General features: G+C 61.9%; 18 protein-coding genes. 13 read left to right on the forward strand and 5 right to left on the reverse strand.

All coding sequences use genetic code 11. From position 1 onward, the window contains the following. Positions 1-51 precede the first annotated feature (51 nt). Positions 52-759, forward strand: coding sequence for an outer membrane beta-barrel protein (locus tag PB2503_RS03315; protein ID WP_013299806.1), 708 nt, complete (start codon positions 52-54; stop codon positions 757-759). Between the two features lie 135 nt (positions 760-894). Continuing rightward, positions 895-2100, forward strand: a complete 1206-nt coding sequence (locus PB2503_RS03320; RefSeq protein ID WP_013299807.1) for a dipeptidase — start codon at positions 895-897, stop codon at positions 2098-2100. Between the two features lie 8 nt (positions 2101-2108). Here PB2503_RS03320 and PB2503_RS03325 read toward each other — a convergent pair whose 3' ends face one another. The 4 genes from PB2503_RS03325 to proB all read right to left on the reverse strand — a co-directional run bounded on the left by PB2503_RS03325 (position 2109) and on the right by proB (position 5788). After that, complete coding sequence (locus PB2503_RS03325; RefSeq protein WP_013299808.1) at positions 2109-2876, reverse strand: SDR family NAD(P)-dependent oxidoreductase; 768 nt, start codon at positions 2874-2876, stop codon at positions 2109-2111. A 79-nt stretch (positions 2877-2955) separates the two neighbouring features. Beyond that, complete coding sequence (locus PB2503_RS03330) at positions 2956-3378, reverse strand: EVE domain-containing protein (RefSeq protein ID WP_013299809.1); 423 nt, start codon at positions 3376-3378, stop codon at positions 2956-2958. A gap of 66 nt (positions 3379-3444) precedes the next feature. Further along, positions 3445-4719: a glutamate-5-semialdehyde dehydrogenase gene (locus tag PB2503_RS03335; RefSeq protein ID WP_013299810.1), complete on the reverse strand. Its 1275-nt coding sequence runs from the start codon at positions 4717-4719 to the stop codon at positions 3445-3447. Further along, the gene (proB, locus tag PB2503_RS03340; protein ID WP_013299811.1) at positions 4700-5788 is read right to left on the reverse strand and encodes a glutamate 5-kinase; all 1089 of its coding nucleotides are present in this window, start codon (positions 5786-5788) and stop codon (positions 4700-4702) included. Before proB ends, PB2503_RS03335 begins: the two co-directional genes overlap by 20 nt. Before the next feature lie 172 nt (positions 5789-5960). On the opposite strand from proB, the gene PB2503_RS03345 reads away from it, so the two are divergent. After that, a complete protein-coding gene (locus PB2503_RS03345; RefSeq protein ID WP_041534870.1) occupies positions 5961-6638 on the forward strand; it encodes an SDR family oxidoreductase in 678 nt (225 codons plus the stop codon). After that, positions 6635-6949, forward strand: a complete 315-nt coding sequence (locus tag PB2503_RS03350) for a GFA family protein (RefSeq protein ID WP_013299813.1) — start codon at positions 6635-6637, stop codon at positions 6947-6949. The genes PB2503_RS03345 and PB2503_RS03350 overlap by 4 nt, the downstream gene beginning before the upstream one ends. 8 nt (positions 6950-6957) lie before the next feature. Here the strand turns inward: PB2503_RS03350 and PB2503_RS03355 are convergent, their stop codons facing one another. After that, a complete protein-coding gene (locus PB2503_RS03355) occupies positions 6958-8061 on the reverse strand; it encodes a PAS domain-containing protein (protein WP_013299814.1) in 1104 nt (367 codons plus the stop codon). Positions 8062-8274: 213 nt separating this feature from the next. Here PB2503_RS03355 and recR point away from each other — a divergent pair, with 213 nt between their 5' ends. The 9 genes from recR to PB2503_RS03400 all read left to right on the forward strand — a co-directional run bounded on the left by recR (position 8275) and on the right by PB2503_RS03400 (position 15202). After that, on the forward strand, positions 8275-8883 hold the full coding sequence (gene recR / locus PB2503_RS03360; RefSeq protein WP_013299815.1) for a recombination mediator RecR: 609 nt from the start codon (positions 8275-8277) through the stop codon (positions 8881-8883). 71 nt (positions 8884-8954) lie between these two features. Next, positions 8955-10061 (forward strand): S-(hydroxymethyl)glutathione dehydrogenase/class III alcohol dehydrogenase, encoded by a 1107-nt coding sequence (locus PB2503_RS03365; protein ID WP_013299816.1) that lies wholly within the window; start codon positions 8955-8957, stop codon positions 10059-10061. A gap of 23 nt (positions 10062-10084) precedes the next feature. Next, a complete protein-coding gene (locus tag PB2503_RS03370) occupies positions 10085-10474 on the forward strand; it encodes a VOC family protein (RefSeq protein WP_013299817.1) in 390 nt (129 codons plus the stop codon). Between the two features lie 3 nt (positions 10475-10477). Next, positions 10478-11308 (forward strand): S-formylglutathione hydrolase, encoded by an 831-nt coding sequence (gene fghA / locus PB2503_RS03375; protein ID WP_013299818.1) that lies wholly within the window; start codon positions 10478-10480, stop codon positions 11306-11308. A 48-nt stretch (positions 11309-11356) separates the two neighbouring features. Then, positions 11357-11584: a FitA-like ribbon-helix-helix domain-containing protein gene (locus PB2503_RS03380; protein ID WP_013299819.1), complete on the forward strand. Its 228-nt coding sequence runs from the start codon at positions 11357-11359 to the stop codon at positions 11582-11584. Further along, entirely contained in the window at positions 11581-12072 is a 492-nt protein-coding gene (locus tag PB2503_RS03385) for a type II toxin-antitoxin system VapC family toxin (protein ID WP_013299820.1), read from the forward strand. Before PB2503_RS03380 ends, PB2503_RS03385 begins: the two co-directional genes overlap by 4 nt. 160 nt (positions 12073-12232) lie before the next feature. After that, complete coding sequence (locus tag PB2503_RS03390; protein ID WP_013299821.1) at positions 12233-12817, forward strand: DUF3011 domain-containing protein; 585 nt, start codon at positions 12233-12235, stop codon at positions 12815-12817. A gap of 49 nt (positions 12818-12866) precedes the next feature. Then, positions 12867-14690: a DNA polymerase III subunit gamma/tau gene (locus tag PB2503_RS03395; RefSeq protein ID WP_013299822.1), complete on the forward strand. Its 1824-nt coding sequence runs from the start codon at positions 12867-12869 to the stop codon at positions 14688-14690. Beyond that, positions 14687-15202, forward strand: coding sequence for a DinB family protein (locus tag PB2503_RS03400; RefSeq protein WP_013299823.1), 516 nt, complete (start codon positions 14687-14689; stop codon positions 15200-15202). Before PB2503_RS03395 ends, PB2503_RS03400 begins: the two co-directional genes overlap by 4 nt. The last annotated feature ends 16 nt before the right edge of the window (positions 15203-15218 follow it).

The following is a 15218-nucleotide window of genomic DNA, read 5'->3' on the forward strand; positions in this document are numbered from 1 at the left end:
GCGCGTCTTCTCGTTTCGGCTGGAGACTGGGGGATCTTAGAAAGGGTTCACATGATGAAAAAGACAATGTTGACGATCGGCGCCGCAGGCCTCGCTTTGGGGACCTCCGCGTCGTTCGCGCAGGTTCAGGGCAACAGCTCCTACGCTACCGTGCCGTCCACCTCGTCGGTCAGCACGACCACGAACTATGCCCAACCGAGCTATAGCGGCGGAGCAGCCAAGGAATACGGCGCGTATTTGGGTCTCGGCTACACCTTCCTTGACCTCGAAACCAACGACGATATTGGCGATAGCACAAGCGCGGTCACCGCGCGGTTCGGCTATGCCCTGAACCGCGAACTGTCCCTCGAGGTTGAGGGGTCGTTCGGTGTCGATTCCGGCTCCTTCGATTTTGAAGAAGACGAAGAGGATTTCGAGATCGACGACAATGATGACGGTGACCTCGATGATGTCCTGATCGCAGACGGCGATCTGGGTCTCGACTATCTGTTTGCCGCGTTTGTCCGCTACGGCGTGCCCGTCAGCGACGCGCTGAAAGTGTCCGGCCGGGTCGGCTATGCCTTTGCCGAGATCGATTCCACCGTTGAACTGGCCAGTACCGAAATTGAATTCGGCGGCTCTGAAGACGGGCTCGCCTTTGGTGCCGGGCTTGAATATACATTCACGCCAAGCTCGACCCTGCTGCTCGACTATACACGTTATGAGTTCACCGACTCGAACGGCGATGCCGTGACGGCGATGTATCAGTATAAGTTCTAAGGTCTTTTCGCGATCTATCGCGAGACCGGCCCCCACCCTACCCGGGTGGGGGCTTTTTTTCTGAGAGCCCTTCTATTGCGCACCGCCCCCCAAAGGGGCAGTTTATCGCTGTTAACCGTAACCAAAGGGCTTTCTATGCTCAGCCGTCTCCTGCTTGCCAGCGTTGCCGTGATCGGCCTTTCCCCTCTGACCGCCGCCGCCCAGGACAGCGCCCCCTCAGAGAAAGCGGTTCGCTTGGCCAAAGAGACGGTGATCCTCGACGGTCACGTAGACATCCCTTTCCGACTATTCTTACGGCCCGAGGATATCAGCGTAGAAACCGAGGGCGGGGATTTTGACTATGTCCGCGCGATGGAGGGGGGGCTCAATGCGCCCTTCATGTCGATCTACGTTCCCGCGCGCCTACAGGACACGCCGGGCGCGGCAAAGGCACATGCGGACGAACTGATCGCTCTGGTTGAAGCGCTGGAGACGGACCATCCCGATAAGTTCGAGGTCGCCACGTCGGTCGCCGATGTAAAACGCATCACCAAAGCTGGCAAAATTGCGCTGCCAATGGGCATGGAGAACGGGGCCCCCATCGAAACGGATCTGTCCCGTCTTGATGAATATTACGAGAAGGGCATTCGCTACATTACCCTCGCCCATTCAAAGCCCAATGCCATTTCGGATTCGAGTTACGATATCAATCGTCCGAATGGCGGCCTCAGCCCCTTTGGCAAAGAAGTTGTGACACGGATGAATGAGCTGGGGATCATCGTCGATGTCAGTCATATCTCTGACGCCGCCTTTTGGGATGTGATGGAGCTGACCGATGTGCCCGTCATGGCCAGCCACTCTTCCGCCCGCGCCTTTACCCCCGGCTTCGAGCGCAATATGGACGACAACATGATCAAGCGCGTCGGCGAAGAAAATGGCGTCATCATGATCAATTTCGGTTCTGCCTTCCTCAAAGGGGCGTTCACGGACTGGCAACAAAAGAAGGGCGCCGCCTTTGCACGCTATTTGAAGGCCGAAGGCATTGATGAGCCCGATATGGCCGTCCGTTTTGCCTTCGATGCTGGATACGCCGCGGCAGAGCCCAAGCCCTATGCCACTGTGGATGATGTGCTCGACCACATCGATCATGTTGTGGAGCTTGCGGGGGTGGAAAGTGTCGGCCTTGGCTCCGATTTCGACGGGGTTGGCGACAGCCTGCCCGTCGGTCTCAAGGATGCGAGCGATATGCCCAATCTTGTACAGGGGCTGATGGATCGCGGCTATTCCGACAAAGAGATCAAAATGATGCTATCCGAAAACGCCTTTCGCGTATGGACGGCGGTTGAGATGGCGGCAAAGTAAGACGTTACTCAGCCACGATTGACGGGAAACGCGCCGAACGCCTGATCAACGGGCATGATCTCAATGCGATTGACGTTGATATGGGGCGGATAGCTGAGAATATCCGCCATGATCTTCGCAATATCCTCCGCCGTCAGAGGGGTCGTGTCCCGGTACACATCAGCCGCCTTGGCGGTGTCGCCGGAGAAGCGCACGGTTGAGAATTCCGTCTCCGTCATCCCCGGCTCGATCGACGTGACACGGACTTGGCTGCCCAAAAGATCCGCCCGCAGATTGAGTGAGAATTGGGTGACGAACGCTTTCGTCCCTCCATAGGTATTGCCCCCAGGATAGGGATAAGTGCCGGCGACCGACGAAACATTCATGATGTCGGCGCGCGGCTGTTGTTTCAGTAGAGGGAGCATCGCACGGGTCAGGTGGATGAGGCCGAGGATATTCGTTTCCACCATCTCATCCCATTGGTTGAGGTCGGCCTGGTCGGCACCCCCCAGTCCCAAGGCCAATCCGGCATTGTTCACCAATATATCGGGGACGACGCCTGCGGGAAATCGATCTTCGATACTGGCCAGGGCGGCGCGATCCCGCATATCGAGGACCAGCCCATGAAACGCCTCGCCCAGCGCCGTTCCAAGGGCCGACAATCGATCCCCTCGACGCCCCGTGCCGATGACATGCGCCCCGCGCCCAGTCATTTCGGTCGCAAGGGCTCGTCCGATACCGGAGGTGACACCGGTGATAAGGGCTGTTCGCCCCGACAAATGCTGCGCATCCGACATATCGCCCCTATCCCTTCACGGCCATTCGATCATGCCGCCTCAAGCCAGCCGGGAAGCCCATCTTTTCGCGCCTCGAAACTCAGGCTCCTGCCTGCCCCATTTTACAAATCAGGGCCCATTGGTCCGACGTCACCGGCTGCACCGACAGCCGAGAATTCTTGACAAGAACCATTTCCGCGAGGTCAGGCGTATCCTTAATCTGTGCGAGGGTGACGGGCGCGTCCAATGTTTCCCGCGCCGCGATGGTGACGCATTCCCACGGACTGTCGGGGGCGGCGGTGGGGTCCGGCATCGCCTCCTCGATGATCTCAACAATGCCGACAATCTCCCGGTCTTTCTGGGAGTGATAAAAAAAGGCCAGATCGCCCTTTTTCATCTCTTGCATATAGTTTTTGGCCTGATGATTTCGGACACCGTCCCAGGGCTCTCCCGCCTCCCCCTTCGCCAGCTGGTCTTGCCACGACCAGGTGGACGGCTCTGACTTCATCAACCAATAGGCCATTTTTGCTCTCCGTCAGTCGGAGGGGGGCATTGCCCCTCCCCGAGCCGCACCACTATCCGTCAATGCTTAGGGCCGGGTCTGGCCATCCCCGCGAACGACATATTTGAAGGTCGTGAGCTGTTCACACCCCACAGGTCCACGGGCATGGATCCGGCCGGTGGAAATCCCGATCTCCGCCCCCATGCCAAATTCGCCGCCATCGGCGAATTGGGTCGAGGCATTGTGAATGATGATGGCGCTGTCCACCTCGCGCAAAAACGCTTCTGCGGTGTCCTCATCCTCCGTAAGGATACTCTCCGTATGCCCCGTGGCATAGTGGGAGATATGATCGATGGCGCCACGGACGCCGTCAACCACACGCATCGAGACAATGGGAGCCAGATATTCCGTTGACCAATCCTCTTCCGTGGCGGGAACGATTCCGTCATGGCGTGCCTGGGCCGTCTCATCGCCCCGAACCTCGCACCCCGCATCGATCAAAGCGCCGGCAATCTCCGGCACCAATTCATCCGCCCTCGCCTTATCGATAAGGATCGTTTCCGCCGCGCCGCAAACACCCGTCCGGCGCAGTTTCGCGTTCACAACGATGGCTTTCGCCTTTTCGAGATCCGCCCCTTTGTCGACATAGACATGGCAAATCCCCTCAAGGTGACCGATGACCGGCACCCGCGCCTCTTGAGAGACGCGTTCGACCAGGGACCGTCCCCCGCGGGGAACGATCACATCGAGATTCCCCTCAAGGCCGGACAACAAATGCCCAACCGCGGCACGATCGGTCGTCGGCACCATGAAGACCGCCCCCTCGGGAAGGCCTGCTTCTTTCAGGCCCGCGCGCACGCACTCAACAAGCCGGCGGGAGGTGTGAAAACTATCCGAGCCCGGACGCAACATCACCGCATTGCCCGATTTGAGGCACAGAACGCTGGCATCCACGGTGACGTTCGGTCGGCTCTCGTAAATGACGCCGATCACGCCAAGGGGCACCCGTATGCGGGACATTTTGAGGCCATTGGGCCGCTCCCACTCGGCGAGCACATCGCCCACCGGATCGTCGAGAGCCGCGACATCGCGCACCCCCTGGATAATTCCCCCAAGGCGCTCATCATCGAGACGCAGGCGATCGACCATCGGCGCGTCGAGGCCGTTATCTTCAGCCGCGTCGAGATCTTTTTTGTTTTCTGAAAGGATGTCGTCCTTGGCGGCCTCGAGGTGACGCGCAATCGCTTCCAGCGCTTCGACTCGTTTCTCGGCCGAGAGGGTTCCCATGGTTCGACTGGCAGCGCGGGCAGCCTTAGCGCCCTCGAGCATCACCTGGGGAAGATCATTGATCGTTTCTGTCATGGTCGTGCTCCGTTAAAATGAGGTCGTCACGGCGAAGGACGATCGTCGACCCCTCGGCGGACCCGATGCTCGCCGAATCGCACGCCGCAAGGCCGAAACCGACGACCTGGTTGTCGTGACGAATGTCGATCACGTCCCCCTTCAAAAAGGGCTCGGCAACCTGAACGACACCGCAAGCCAGTAAGCTTGCTTCTGCTTTCAAGGCCTTGAGCGCCCCCGCATCGATATCCATCGAGCCGGAACGCTCATGCACCCCTGAGAGCCAGCGGCGCCGAGCGGATATTTTGTCCCCCGCCTCGAAAATAGTACAACGCGCTTCCCCCGTGACGAGATCCCTCAAAGGATGGGGGCGGCGCCCCGACGCGATGATCGTGGTCACGCCCCAATCGATGGCGATCCGCGCGGCAGCCAGTTTCGAGCGCATGCCCCCGGTCCCAACGCCGCCGGACTTTGTATCCTCCGCGGCCTCGAAATATCGGCTCGCCTCGCCATAGGGCACATAGGAAACGTGCTTGGCATCAGGGTCCTTGCTGGGATTGGAGGTGTAGAGCCCGTCGACATCGGACAGGATGATCAACAGATCCGCGCCAATCAGCCCTGCGGTCTTCGCGGCCAGGCGATCATTGTCGCCATAGCGGAAGTCCCGCGTGGTCACCGCATCATTCTCATTGACGATGGGGATCACGCCATTATCGAACAGCGCCCTCAGCGCCGCCCGGGCGTTCAAATAGCGGCTTCGGTCATCCGTCACGTCGGGGGTGAGCAAAACCTGGGCAGCCACTTTGTTATAGGCATCGAAAGCGGACTGCCACATCGTGATCAAGGTCGCCTGCCCGATAGCCGACAGGGCATGGCGATCTTCGGTCTGCTTGGGATCGAGGGTCGGCACCCGCTCGTTCCCCACGGCGACCGCCCCGGAGGAGACGAGGACGGCATGCCAGGGACGTTCTTTAATATCCCCGGCGAGGCCCCCCATGGTGAAGTGATCGGTATCGGTGATCAGCGCTGAGCCGACTTTAACGACGGCGAGCTTGGCACTCTCGATCAAGTCTGGTGCCGTTACGGTCATGGACTGGCCTTTTCGGTGACGCGAGCTTGACGTTATTCTCCACTATGTTGGGCCTTTTGCGGTCAGTCAAAGGGGCGAACCATGGATCGCGGGAATAGCGCCCCGCTTTCCTCCTGGCCAGACCAGAACATATCGTCTCGGCCAGAGGCGCAAAAACCGAGGAAAGGATCACATGCCGCACGTACTTATTACGGGAGCCAATCGAGGAATAGGGTTGGCCCTCGCCGCATTCTACACAAAGCAAGGATGGACCGTCACCGGGACCGCCCGGCAACCGGAACAGGCCACTGCCCTCAAGGAATTGGCAGGGGCGGTCCATCAGCTGGACGTGCGGGACCGGGAGGCGATTTCCCGCCTGGCGACGCAGATCGAGGCGCCCATCGACATCCTGATTTCAAATGCCGGAGTCAGCGGCCCGGCGCGAGAGAGACAGGTCTTCGGCGCCCTCGACTATGAGGGCTGGATGGACACCTTGCTGGTCAACACAATTGGCAGCGTGGCGGTGTGCGAGGCCTTCACCCCCCATGTCGCCGCAAGTAACCTTAAGAAGATGGCGGTCATCACCTCCCGCATGGGATCGATCGACGACACCTCCTGCGATGTCATCGCCTATCGGACCTCAAAGACCGCTCTCAATATGGCGATGGTCGCTGCCTCAAAGCCCCTCAAGGAGCGGGGCATCGCCGTCGGCGTGCTTCATCCGGGCTGGGTCGACACCCGCATGGGGGGCGGCAATGCACCCCTGTCGACCGAAAAAAGCGCCCAGGGCCTCGCCGAGCAGATCGACGGCTTGGCGCCGACGGAGAAAGCCCCGTTTCTCGCCTATGACGGTCGGGTACTCCCTTGGTGAGCGGGACGGACGTGACCGGACATTGCCTGTGCGGAGATGTGCAGTTTCGGATCGAGGGGCCGGTGGCCCCCGCCTCCCCGATCTCTGCCGAGGATGCCCTCAGATGGGGCGGTCGCCATATGACCCATGTGCGTCAGGACAAATTGATCCTGCAAAATGGGGAGCTGAGCCTCTCCTGGTATGGCCGGGAGGGCGTGGAGTATGGCTTCTGCGTGATTTGCGGCACCTCCCTTTTCACCCGGCCGGAGGAGGAGAGCGCGATGGTGGTGGCCGTCAATCACGGAACGCTGGTGGATCAGGATGAGGGATAGACGCGCCCTTAGGTGAGGCGCTGGGTATTGCTGTCCTGAATCTCTCGGCGTTGGCCGGTTTGATCGAGGGTCGTATCGGTGGCGTTATAGAAATCGACCGTCACGATCGACCCGGCCTCGGAGGTCGCGACGTTCAAATTGCCGTCGATTTGACCGATCAGCGCCTTGCAGATTCGCGACCCCAGACTGGTGCCGTTCGGCCAATCCGCCGCCCCCATGCCGACGCCGTCATCCGCTACGGTCAGCCGCACCTGATCGCCGCCGAGTTCCTTGAGGCGCACCTCCACCACCCCTTCACTGCGGTCGGGAAAAGCGTGTTGCAGCGCGTTGGTGATTAACTCGGACACGATCAGGCCCAATTGCGCGGCGCGCTCCGTCTCGATGTAAATGGGGTCGACATCGACATTCATCCGAATCGTCCGTCGCATATCGAGGGAGGCAATGAGGGTTGCCACCCGGCTGACATAGGCGCCGCCGGACACAATATCGAAGCGCAGCGAGTCATCCTTGAGCCCGCCTTTAACGAAGAACTCGTCATAAAGAAGCCCCAAGGCCTCAACCCGCTTGGCGAGGATTTCGAACGCCCCGTCGGGACTTTCCTGAGACCGCAACCGAATCATCGACGAAATCAACTGCAAATGATTGCGTACGCGATGTTGCGTCTCCGAAATGACCGTTTTCAGTTCTTCGACTTGTTTATTCTCGGCGGTGATTTCGGTTTGAATCCCGACAAAGGCGTAGAGGTCGTTATTGCTGTCATAAATCGGCGAGACGGAGAGGCGATTGGTAAATGCTGAGCCGTCAAAGCGATAATTGGTGATATCGACCTGCACCGGCTCCCGTTTGTCGATGGCCGCGCGGAGGCGTTTCGTTGCCTCCTCTTCGGCGCCGTCCCGCTGCAAAAAGCGGCAATTCCGACCGAGAACATAACTGAGGGAATAGCCCGTCATCACCTCGAACGCCCGATTGACGTAAATGATCGGATTGTCTGCCCGATGGGGGTCGGTGAGCACCAAGGACATGGGCGCCTGCGCCACCGCATAGCGAGAGGCGCGCCCCGGAACCTTCCCAAGGACATCCGTTATCCCCCCGACACCATTCGGCTTGTTCATGCTCGCTGCCTCTGTCCAGGGATCCGCATGGATCACCGCGCCCCCATGGACACCTTTGTCCTACGCGTCCAACTGTGGCTACATTATTCGACAAGGCCAAGTTGTCGACGGCAGATCAACACCGACGACCTTCTACGCTAAAGGGTAGTTCATCATTTTGACCATGCAGCCCCGTTGGCCCTCCTTCATCTCTTTCAATCCAGATGATCATTTATGAGCACATTGCCCGTCGGCCCGGAAATAGAGCAGCTTCTGACGATCATTTCACGTCTGCCGGGTTTTGGTCCCCGCTCCGCCCGGCGTATCGCCCTTCACCTTTTGCGTCGGCGTGAGGGGGTGATGGTGCCCTTGGCCGAGGCCCTGGCCACCGCCGCCGCCACTGTCGCCCCGTGCGAGATTTGCGGGAATTGGGACAGTCAATCGCCCTGCCGCCTCTGCGAGGACGAAGAGCGGGACGGCAGCGTACTCTGCGTGGTCGAAGATGTCGGGGATGTCTGGGCCCTGGAGCGATCCGGCGCCTTCAAAGGTCGCTACCACATTCTCGGCGGCTTGATTTCGCCCCTCGATGGCATCGGACCCGACGACCTCAATTTCGGTCCCCTCTCCCAACGGGCGAGCGCCGGCACCGTGAGGGAAGTGATTTTGGCGCTGTCGGCCACGGTCGATGGCCAGACGACGGCAGGCTACGTTGCCGATCGCCTTGAAGGCCTGGGCCTGACGGTGACCCGACTGAGCCATGGGGTGCCGATCGGCGGGGAGCTTGGCCATCTCGACGAGGGGACCCTCGCCGCCGCGCTGCAAAGCCGGCGGGATTTCTCCTAAGCCCTGCCCACCGGGGTTGGCAGCGACGGGCGAGAGTCGCCATGGGGACAGCGGTATGAGAGGAGCCCCCCATGAAAACACGTGCCGCCGTCGCCTTCGAACCCAAAAAGCCGCTGGAAATCGTCGACCTCGACCTTGAGGGGCCAAAGGCGGGAGAGGTGCTGATCGAGCTCAAGGCGACGGGCATTTGCCACACTGACGCCTATACCCTCGATGGCCTCGATTCGGAGGGGCTGTTCCCCTCGATACTGGGCCATGAAGGATGCGGCATCGTCCGTGAGGTGGGGCCAGGCGTCACCACGCTCAAACCGGACGATCACGTCATTCCTCTTTACACCCCCGAATGCCGCGAATGCAAATCCTGCCTCAACCCGAAGACCAATCTTTGCACGGCCATTCGGTCAACCCAGGGCCAGGGATTGATGCCCGACGGCACCTCGCGATTCTCCTATAAGGGCGAGCGGATCTACCATTATATGGGGTGTTCGACCTTTTCGAATTATACCGTCATGCCGGAAATCGCCGTGGCGAAAATCCGTAAAGACGCCCCCTTCGAAACGACATGTTATGTCGGGTGCGGCGTGACCACGGGGGTTGGGGCGGTCACCAACACCGCCAAGGTTGAGCCTGGATCAACGGTCGTGGTGTTCGGCCTTGGCGGGATCGGCCTCAACGTCATTCAAGGGGCAAAAATGGTGGGGGCCAGCCAGATTGTCGGCGTCGACCTCAACCCGGAAAAGGCCGAATGGGGACGAAAATTCGGCATGACTGATTTCGTCAATCCAAAAGATGTCGACAACCTCGTTGCGCATCTTGTCGCCCTGACCGATGGCGGCGCGGATTATAGCTTTGATTGTACCGGCAATACGGAGGTTATGCGCCAGGCCCTCGAATGCTGCCACCGGGGATGGGGCGAGAGTATTGTCATCGGCGTAGCCGAGGCCGGCAAGGAAATCTCTACCCGTCCTTTTCAGCTTGTGACGGGGCGGGTCTGGAAAGGAACGGCCTTTGGCGGGGCCCGAGGCCGGACAGACGTCCCGACCATTGTCGACTGGTATATGAGCGGACAAATTCAGATCGACCCCATGATCACCCACCGATTTGCCCTAGATGAGATCAACAAGGCGTTCGACCTCATGCATCAGGGGCAATCCATTCGTAGTGTCGTCGTTTACTGATCGATTATTCGAAAGGCGAAACCATGCTGTTCACCCACGCCATCGTTGGCAGCAGCGATCTCGATCGCTCCAAAACCTTCTACGATGCCGCCCTCGGCGCGCTAGGGCTCGATCCGGTCCTCGCGGGGGACCGCGTGGTCTATGTCCGGGATAATGTCGCCTTTGGCTTTGGCCCGCCCCGCAATGGCGAGGCCCCCAATCCAGGCAATGGGCTGACCATCAGTTTCGCCGCCCCCTCGAAGGAGGCCGTGGACGCCTTCCACGAAGCGGGACAATCAGCTGGGGGGACGGATGAAGGCGCACCGGGCCTGAGGCCAAATGCCCCCGGCCGCGCCTATGGCGCCTATTTGCGGGACCCTGACGGCAACAAGATCTGCGCCTTCGCCCAATTGGGTGATGACGAAGAGGGGTGAGGGATGGAGACCGTTTCTGAGGTTCGAAGCCATGGCGGCCTTCAAGGGGTCTACCGCCACGCCTCCACCGCCACGGCGACCGAGATGACCTTTTCGGTGTTCGTGCCCGACCATCCCAAGGGCGCCTCTCTACCGGTGGTCTGGTACCTCTCGGGGCTCACCTGCACCCACGCCAATGTCACCGAAAAAGGCGAGTTTCGTCGCGCCTGTAAGGAGCGTGGCTTGGTCTTCGTCGCCCCTGACACCAGCCCGAGGGGGCCCGGGGTCGCGGATGACGACAGCTATGATCTCGGCCAGGGGGCTGGGTTCTATCTTAACGCCACCGAGGCGCCGTGGGCCCCGCACTTTCACATGCGACGCTACATCGAAGAGGAGCTGCCCTCGCTCATCGCGGCGTCATTCCCTGTTGATCTCTCCCGCCAAAGTCTCATGGGCCATTCGATGGGCGGGCACGGCGCCCTAACGATTGGGCTCCGAAACGAGGACCGTTTCAAAAGCGTTTCGGCCTTTGCGCCGATTGTCGCCTCCAGCAAGGTTCCCTGGGGGGAGCGCGCCTTTACGGCCTATTTGGGCCCCGATCGCACGGCGTGGGCGCCCTATGATGCCTGTGCCCTCATCGCGGCGGGGCGTCGCCTCCCCGCGCTCCTGGTCGATCAGGGGACGGCAGACACCTTCCTCGAACGAGAATTGCAGCCCCAGCGCCTGGAGGCCGCCTGCGCCGCAGCGGGACAGCCCCTCACCCTGCGACGGCAGGACGGATACGATCATTCCTACTACTTCATCTCCACCTTCATGGCGGACCATCTCCATTGGCACGCCGATCACCTCGGATGAGGTGATCCAGGCATTTCCTCCTCGCACGCATCACCCTACACTCTCGCCATGGCTCAAGTGCTGGTCCGAAAACTCGAAGAAGGCGTCGTTTCATCCCTCAAACGACTGGCGGCTGAAAAAGGCGTTTCCCTTGAGCAATATCTCCGTGACGTCTTGACGGAAACGGCCGAGGCCCCATCGGCGGCGTTTGATCGTCTGGCGGCCGATTTGCGGGCTGCGACGGCGCAAACCGCCTTCGACCCCGCCATCATCGTCAGAGAAGCCCGCGAGCGATGAGCCGCGCCGTGTTCGATGCGCCCGTGGTTGCCGCCTGGATGGTCGCAAGCCCGGTCACCCAAAACGCCCTTGCGCTCAAATCGGCCCATGCGCCCCTCGCCCCGAGCTATATCATGGTCGAGCTGGCCAATGTCCTCTGGCGCTACGACCGGGTGAGCGGCCTTCCCGGTGACAGCGCCGCGGCTATTCTCCCGCTCTTGCGCACTGAATTGGCGCTGACACCCGATGAGGCGCTCATCGACCGCGCCTTCGCCCTGGCCCGACGGATCGGCGAGCCGGTCTTTGATTGCCTCTATGTGGCCCTGGCCATGCGAGAGGGGGTGCCCCTTGTGACCCTGAACCGCCGCCTGATCGCCGCGGTCGAGGAGGCGGCCCTGGCGCCCATCATCAAGCTCCGGCTCGACGGTCGCGGTGAGGTGTCGCCGACCCAATGCGACGGGCCCAAGCCGGGGAGCCCTGGGGGGCCGGACCTTGGCTCTCGGCCGTAGGTCAGGGAAAGCGCCCGAAGGACAGCCGCCCTCCCCTTCGCCCCACAGCTCGCCGTGAAATCGCCTTGTATCGGCCCGTTTCCCAGCCGCCGCCGCCGCATTGCCGCCGCGGTCGTCTGTCTGACTTCTCCTTACACATACCAACAAAGGAGAAACGCTCATGCTGTCCCCATCCCTTATCATCGGCGCGGTGGCCCTGTCCCTGGGAGCCGCCGGAGATCCCCCGACCACCGATCTCGATGCCTTCCTTGAGGGCGGGCGGCACGGCGTGAAACCCTCGGCCGGCTATAGTACAGGGCGTCCCGCCGAGGGCGGGGACAGGCGCCATCAGACCGTCCGCCGGGTCACCTGCGCAGCGGCCGGCGCCTATCGGGAGTGCCCCGCGCCCGGACATATCAGCCAGATCCGCCTTGATGGCGGCCCCTGCCGTCTCGGTCTCGACTGGGGCGTCGGACGGCGCATGGTGTGGGTCGATCGTCATTGCCGCGCGCGGTTCACGGTCACCGGCGGCCAATCCTGGGCGCCATCGCCCCCCCCGCCGCCCCAGGACTTATCCTCAGTAAGTTGCAGTAGTGAGGACTGGCGCTATCGCGAATGCGCCATCCCCACCGCCTTTTCCGACATCAGGGTGCAGACGAGATGGTCCGATGCCCCCTGTCGGCGAAATCGCGAATGGGGCCTCACCAAGGGAGGGATCTGGGTCGACAATGGCTGCCGGGCGCGGTTCAGCTATCGCCAGCTCTAGACCGCACGCACCGCTTTGCAGCGCCAGGACGACAGGCTAGAGCCGGGGGGTGACCGACGACCTTTCCCCGCCCCCGACCTCTCCAGGCTATCGCGTCCTGGCGCGCAAATATCGCCCCCAGAGCTTCGATGACCTTCTTGGGCATGAGGCCATGGTCAGAACGCTGCGCAACGCCTTTGCCGCCGACCGGATTGCCCATGCTTTCATCCTCACCGGGGTCCGGGGGGTGGGCAAGACCACGACGGCAAGAATCATCGCCAGAGCCCTTAATTACGAAACCGAAACGATCGATCGCCCCACCGTCGATATGCCTGTTGAGGGTCGGCATTGTCGGGCCATCGCCGAAAGCCGTCACCCGGATGTCTATGAGATGGACGCCGCCTCCCGCACCGGGGTCGGCGACATTCGGGAACTGATCGAAGGCGTCCGATACGCGCCGATCGAAGGACGCTACAAGGTCTACATCATCGACGAAGTCCATATGCTGTCGACCAATGCGTTCAACGCGCTGCTCAAGACCCTCGAAGAACCCCCGGCCCACGTCAAATTCATCTTTGCGACCACGGAGATCCGCAAGGTCCCGGTGACGGTCCTGTCCCGATGCCAGCGCTTCGACCTACGGCGCTTTGATATCACTTCGCTATCAGCTCATTTGGCAGGCATTGCCGAGAAGGAAGAGGCGGCGATCAGCAAAGAAGCCCTCGACATGATCGCCCAGGCTGCTGAGGGGTCGGTGAGAGATGCGCTGTCCCTCTTGGACCAGGCCTTGGTCCAAAAGGCGGGGGAGGCGATTGGCGCCGCTGATATCCGCGACATGCTGGGCCTTGTGGACCGCACCCAGACCTGGGACCTTCTGGGGGCCGCAATGGCGGGCGATGCCAAGACTGCCCTTCGGCTGTTTCGGGAGCAATATGACGGCGGCGCCGATGCCGGGCAGGTCATGCGTGACCTTCTGTCCCTCACCCACCTGCTGACCAGGACCCTTGTGGCCGGGGACGAGGCCGCGGCCCACGGACAGGCGGGCGAGGCCGATACCGAGCGCGCGCAGGCCATGGCTCATGGGGTCCCGCTCCCCGCCCTGACCCGCTCCTGGTCCTTGCTCATGAAGGCCCTTGAGGAGGTGCAAAATGCGCCGGACGCCGCCGCAGCCGCGGAGATTGGCTTGATCCGCGTCGCCTATGCCGCCGGGCAACCGACGCCGGAGGAGGCGCTCAAGGCGCTCGGCCAGGCTGCTCCCCAGGCCGCCGCCCAAGCCGCGCCCCAGGCCGCGCCCCAGGCCGCGCCCCAGGCCGCGCCCCAGGCCGCACCATCGGCGGAGCGCGCCCCAACCGGCGCCGCGACGGGGCCCCAAGGCAGCTGGTCGCCCACGGGCGGGCAAGTGGCGGTCGCGGTGAACGCCGCCCCGGACGCGGGGCCCCATACCGCCCCAGACCCTGCTCAACCGTCGCCTGAACGTCCGGCACGCCCGATGCTCACCGCCCCTTCCCCCGCGCCGTCTCCGACAATCGAAACCCTCGATGATATCGCAGCGCTAGCGGGCGTTAAGCGCGATGCCCGCCTGCGCGAAGAAATAGAGACATGCCTGATCCCTGTGCATTTGGAGACCGGGCGTCTTGATGTGGCGGTGACGGAGGCCGCGCCGAAGGATCTCACTGGACGTCTTGGTCAGGCGCTCAAGGCATGGACCGGCCGGCCATGGATCGTGTCGATCGTCGCCGACCCTGGGGAGGTGCCGACCATCAGGGGGCGACGAAACCAGGCCATCAAGGCCAATCCAGTGGTGAATGCGGCCCTTTCCGCGTTTCCCAAGGCGCGTATCGCGGCGGTGCGGCCCCTGTCGTCGCCAACGGCGCCGGGGGAGGACAGCGCATGATCACCCCTTCCTATGCCCGGATGATGGCGGCCTATACACGCTGGCAAAACCAAAGCCTGATGATCGCCGCCGACACCCTCAGCGATGGGGACAGGGCCGCGGATCAAGGGGCCTTCTTCGGCTCCATCGACGCCACCTTCGCCCATCTCCTCTGGGGTGATAGCATATGGCTATCGAGGTTCGGGGCGGCCCCCGCGCCGCAGGCGACCTCGATCGCGGACGGCACAGCACCCCTGCCCTGGGGGGCGTTTTGCGCGCGACGCCGGGATGTCGACGCGCTCATCATCCGGTGGGCGGAAAGCCTCGACCCCCAAGACCTCGAAGGGGACCTCAGCTGGTTTTCCGGCGCCACGGGACGGCAAATGTCCCGGCCCCGCCGACAGCTTATCGTCCATTTTTTCAATCACGGGACCCATCACCGCGGACAGATCCACGCCATGCTGACACGGCTTGGCACCACGCCTTGGGATACCGACCTACCGTTCATGCCCGAAACGGCGCCTCACCTCTGACAGGAGACCGACCATG

The sequence above is a fragment of the Parvularcula bermudensis HTCC2503 genome, from assembly GCF_000152825.2.
Lineage (GTDB): Bacteria > Pseudomonadota > Alphaproteobacteria > Caulobacterales > Parvularculaceae > Parvularcula > Parvularcula bermudensis.

What these genes read in the sequence shown, in the direction of transcription:
- proB (WP_013299811.1), bottom strand. Translation starts at nt 5,788, where the DNA reads ATGACCGTAACGGCACCAGACTTGATCGAGAGTGCCAAGCTCGCCGTC.
- recR (WP_013299815.1), top strand. Translation starts at nt 8,275, where the DNA reads ATGAGCACATTGCCCGTCGGCCCGGAAATAGAGCAGCTTCTGACGATC.
- PB2503_RS03370 (WP_013299817.1), top strand. Translation starts at nt 10,085, where the DNA reads ATGCTGTTCACCCACGCCATCGTTGGCAGCAGCGATCTCGATCGCTCC.
- PB2503_RS03355 (WP_013299814.1), bottom strand. Translation starts at nt 8,061, where the DNA reads ATGAACAAGCCGAATGGTGTCGGGGGGATAACGGATGTCCTTGGGAAG.
- PB2503_RS03335 (WP_013299810.1), bottom strand. Translation starts at nt 4,719, where the DNA reads ATGACAGAAACGATCAATGATCTTCCCCAGGTGATGCTCGAGGGCGCT.
- PB2503_RS03320 (WP_013299807.1), top strand. Translation starts at nt 895, where the DNA reads ATGCTCAGCCGTCTCCTGCTTGCCAGCGTTGCCGTGATCGGCCTTTCC.
- PB2503_RS03385 (WP_013299820.1), top strand. Translation starts at nt 11,581, where the DNA reads ATGAGCCGCGCCGTGTTCGATGCGCCCGTGGTTGCCGCCTGGATGGTC.
- PB2503_RS03365 (WP_013299816.1), top strand. Translation starts at nt 8,955, where the DNA reads ATGAAAACACGTGCCGCCGTCGCCTTCGAACCCAAAAAGCCGCTGGAA.
- fghA (WP_013299818.1), top strand. Translation starts at nt 10,478, where the DNA reads ATGGAGACCGTTTCTGAGGTTCGAAGCCATGGCGGCCTTCAAGGGGTC.
- PB2503_RS03315 (WP_013299806.1), top strand. Translation starts at nt 52, where the DNA reads ATGATGAAAAAGACAATGTTGACGATCGGCGCCGCAGGCCTCGCTTTG.
- PB2503_RS03400 (WP_013299823.1), top strand. Translation starts at nt 14,687, where the DNA reads ATGATCACCCCTTCCTATGCCCGGATGATGGCGGCCTATACACGCTGG.
- PB2503_RS03380 (WP_013299819.1), top strand. Translation starts at nt 11,357, where the DNA reads ATGGCTCAAGTGCTGGTCCGAAAACTCGAAGAAGGCGTCGTTTCATCC.
- PB2503_RS03390 (WP_013299821.1), top strand. Translation starts at nt 12,233, where the DNA reads ATGCTGTCCCCATCCCTTATCATCGGCGCGGTGGCCCTGTCCCTGGGA.
- PB2503_RS03325 (WP_013299808.1), bottom strand. Translation starts at nt 2,876, where the DNA reads ATGTCGGATGCGCAGCATTTGTCGGGGCGAACAGCCCTTATCACCGGT.
- PB2503_RS03345 (WP_041534870.1), top strand. Translation starts at nt 5,961, where the DNA reads ATGCCGCACGTACTTATTACGGGAGCCAATCGAGGAATAGGGTTGGCC.
- PB2503_RS03330 (WP_013299809.1), bottom strand. Translation starts at nt 3,378, where the DNA reads ATGGCCTATTGGTTGATGAAGTCAGAGCCGTCCACCTGGTCGTGGCAA.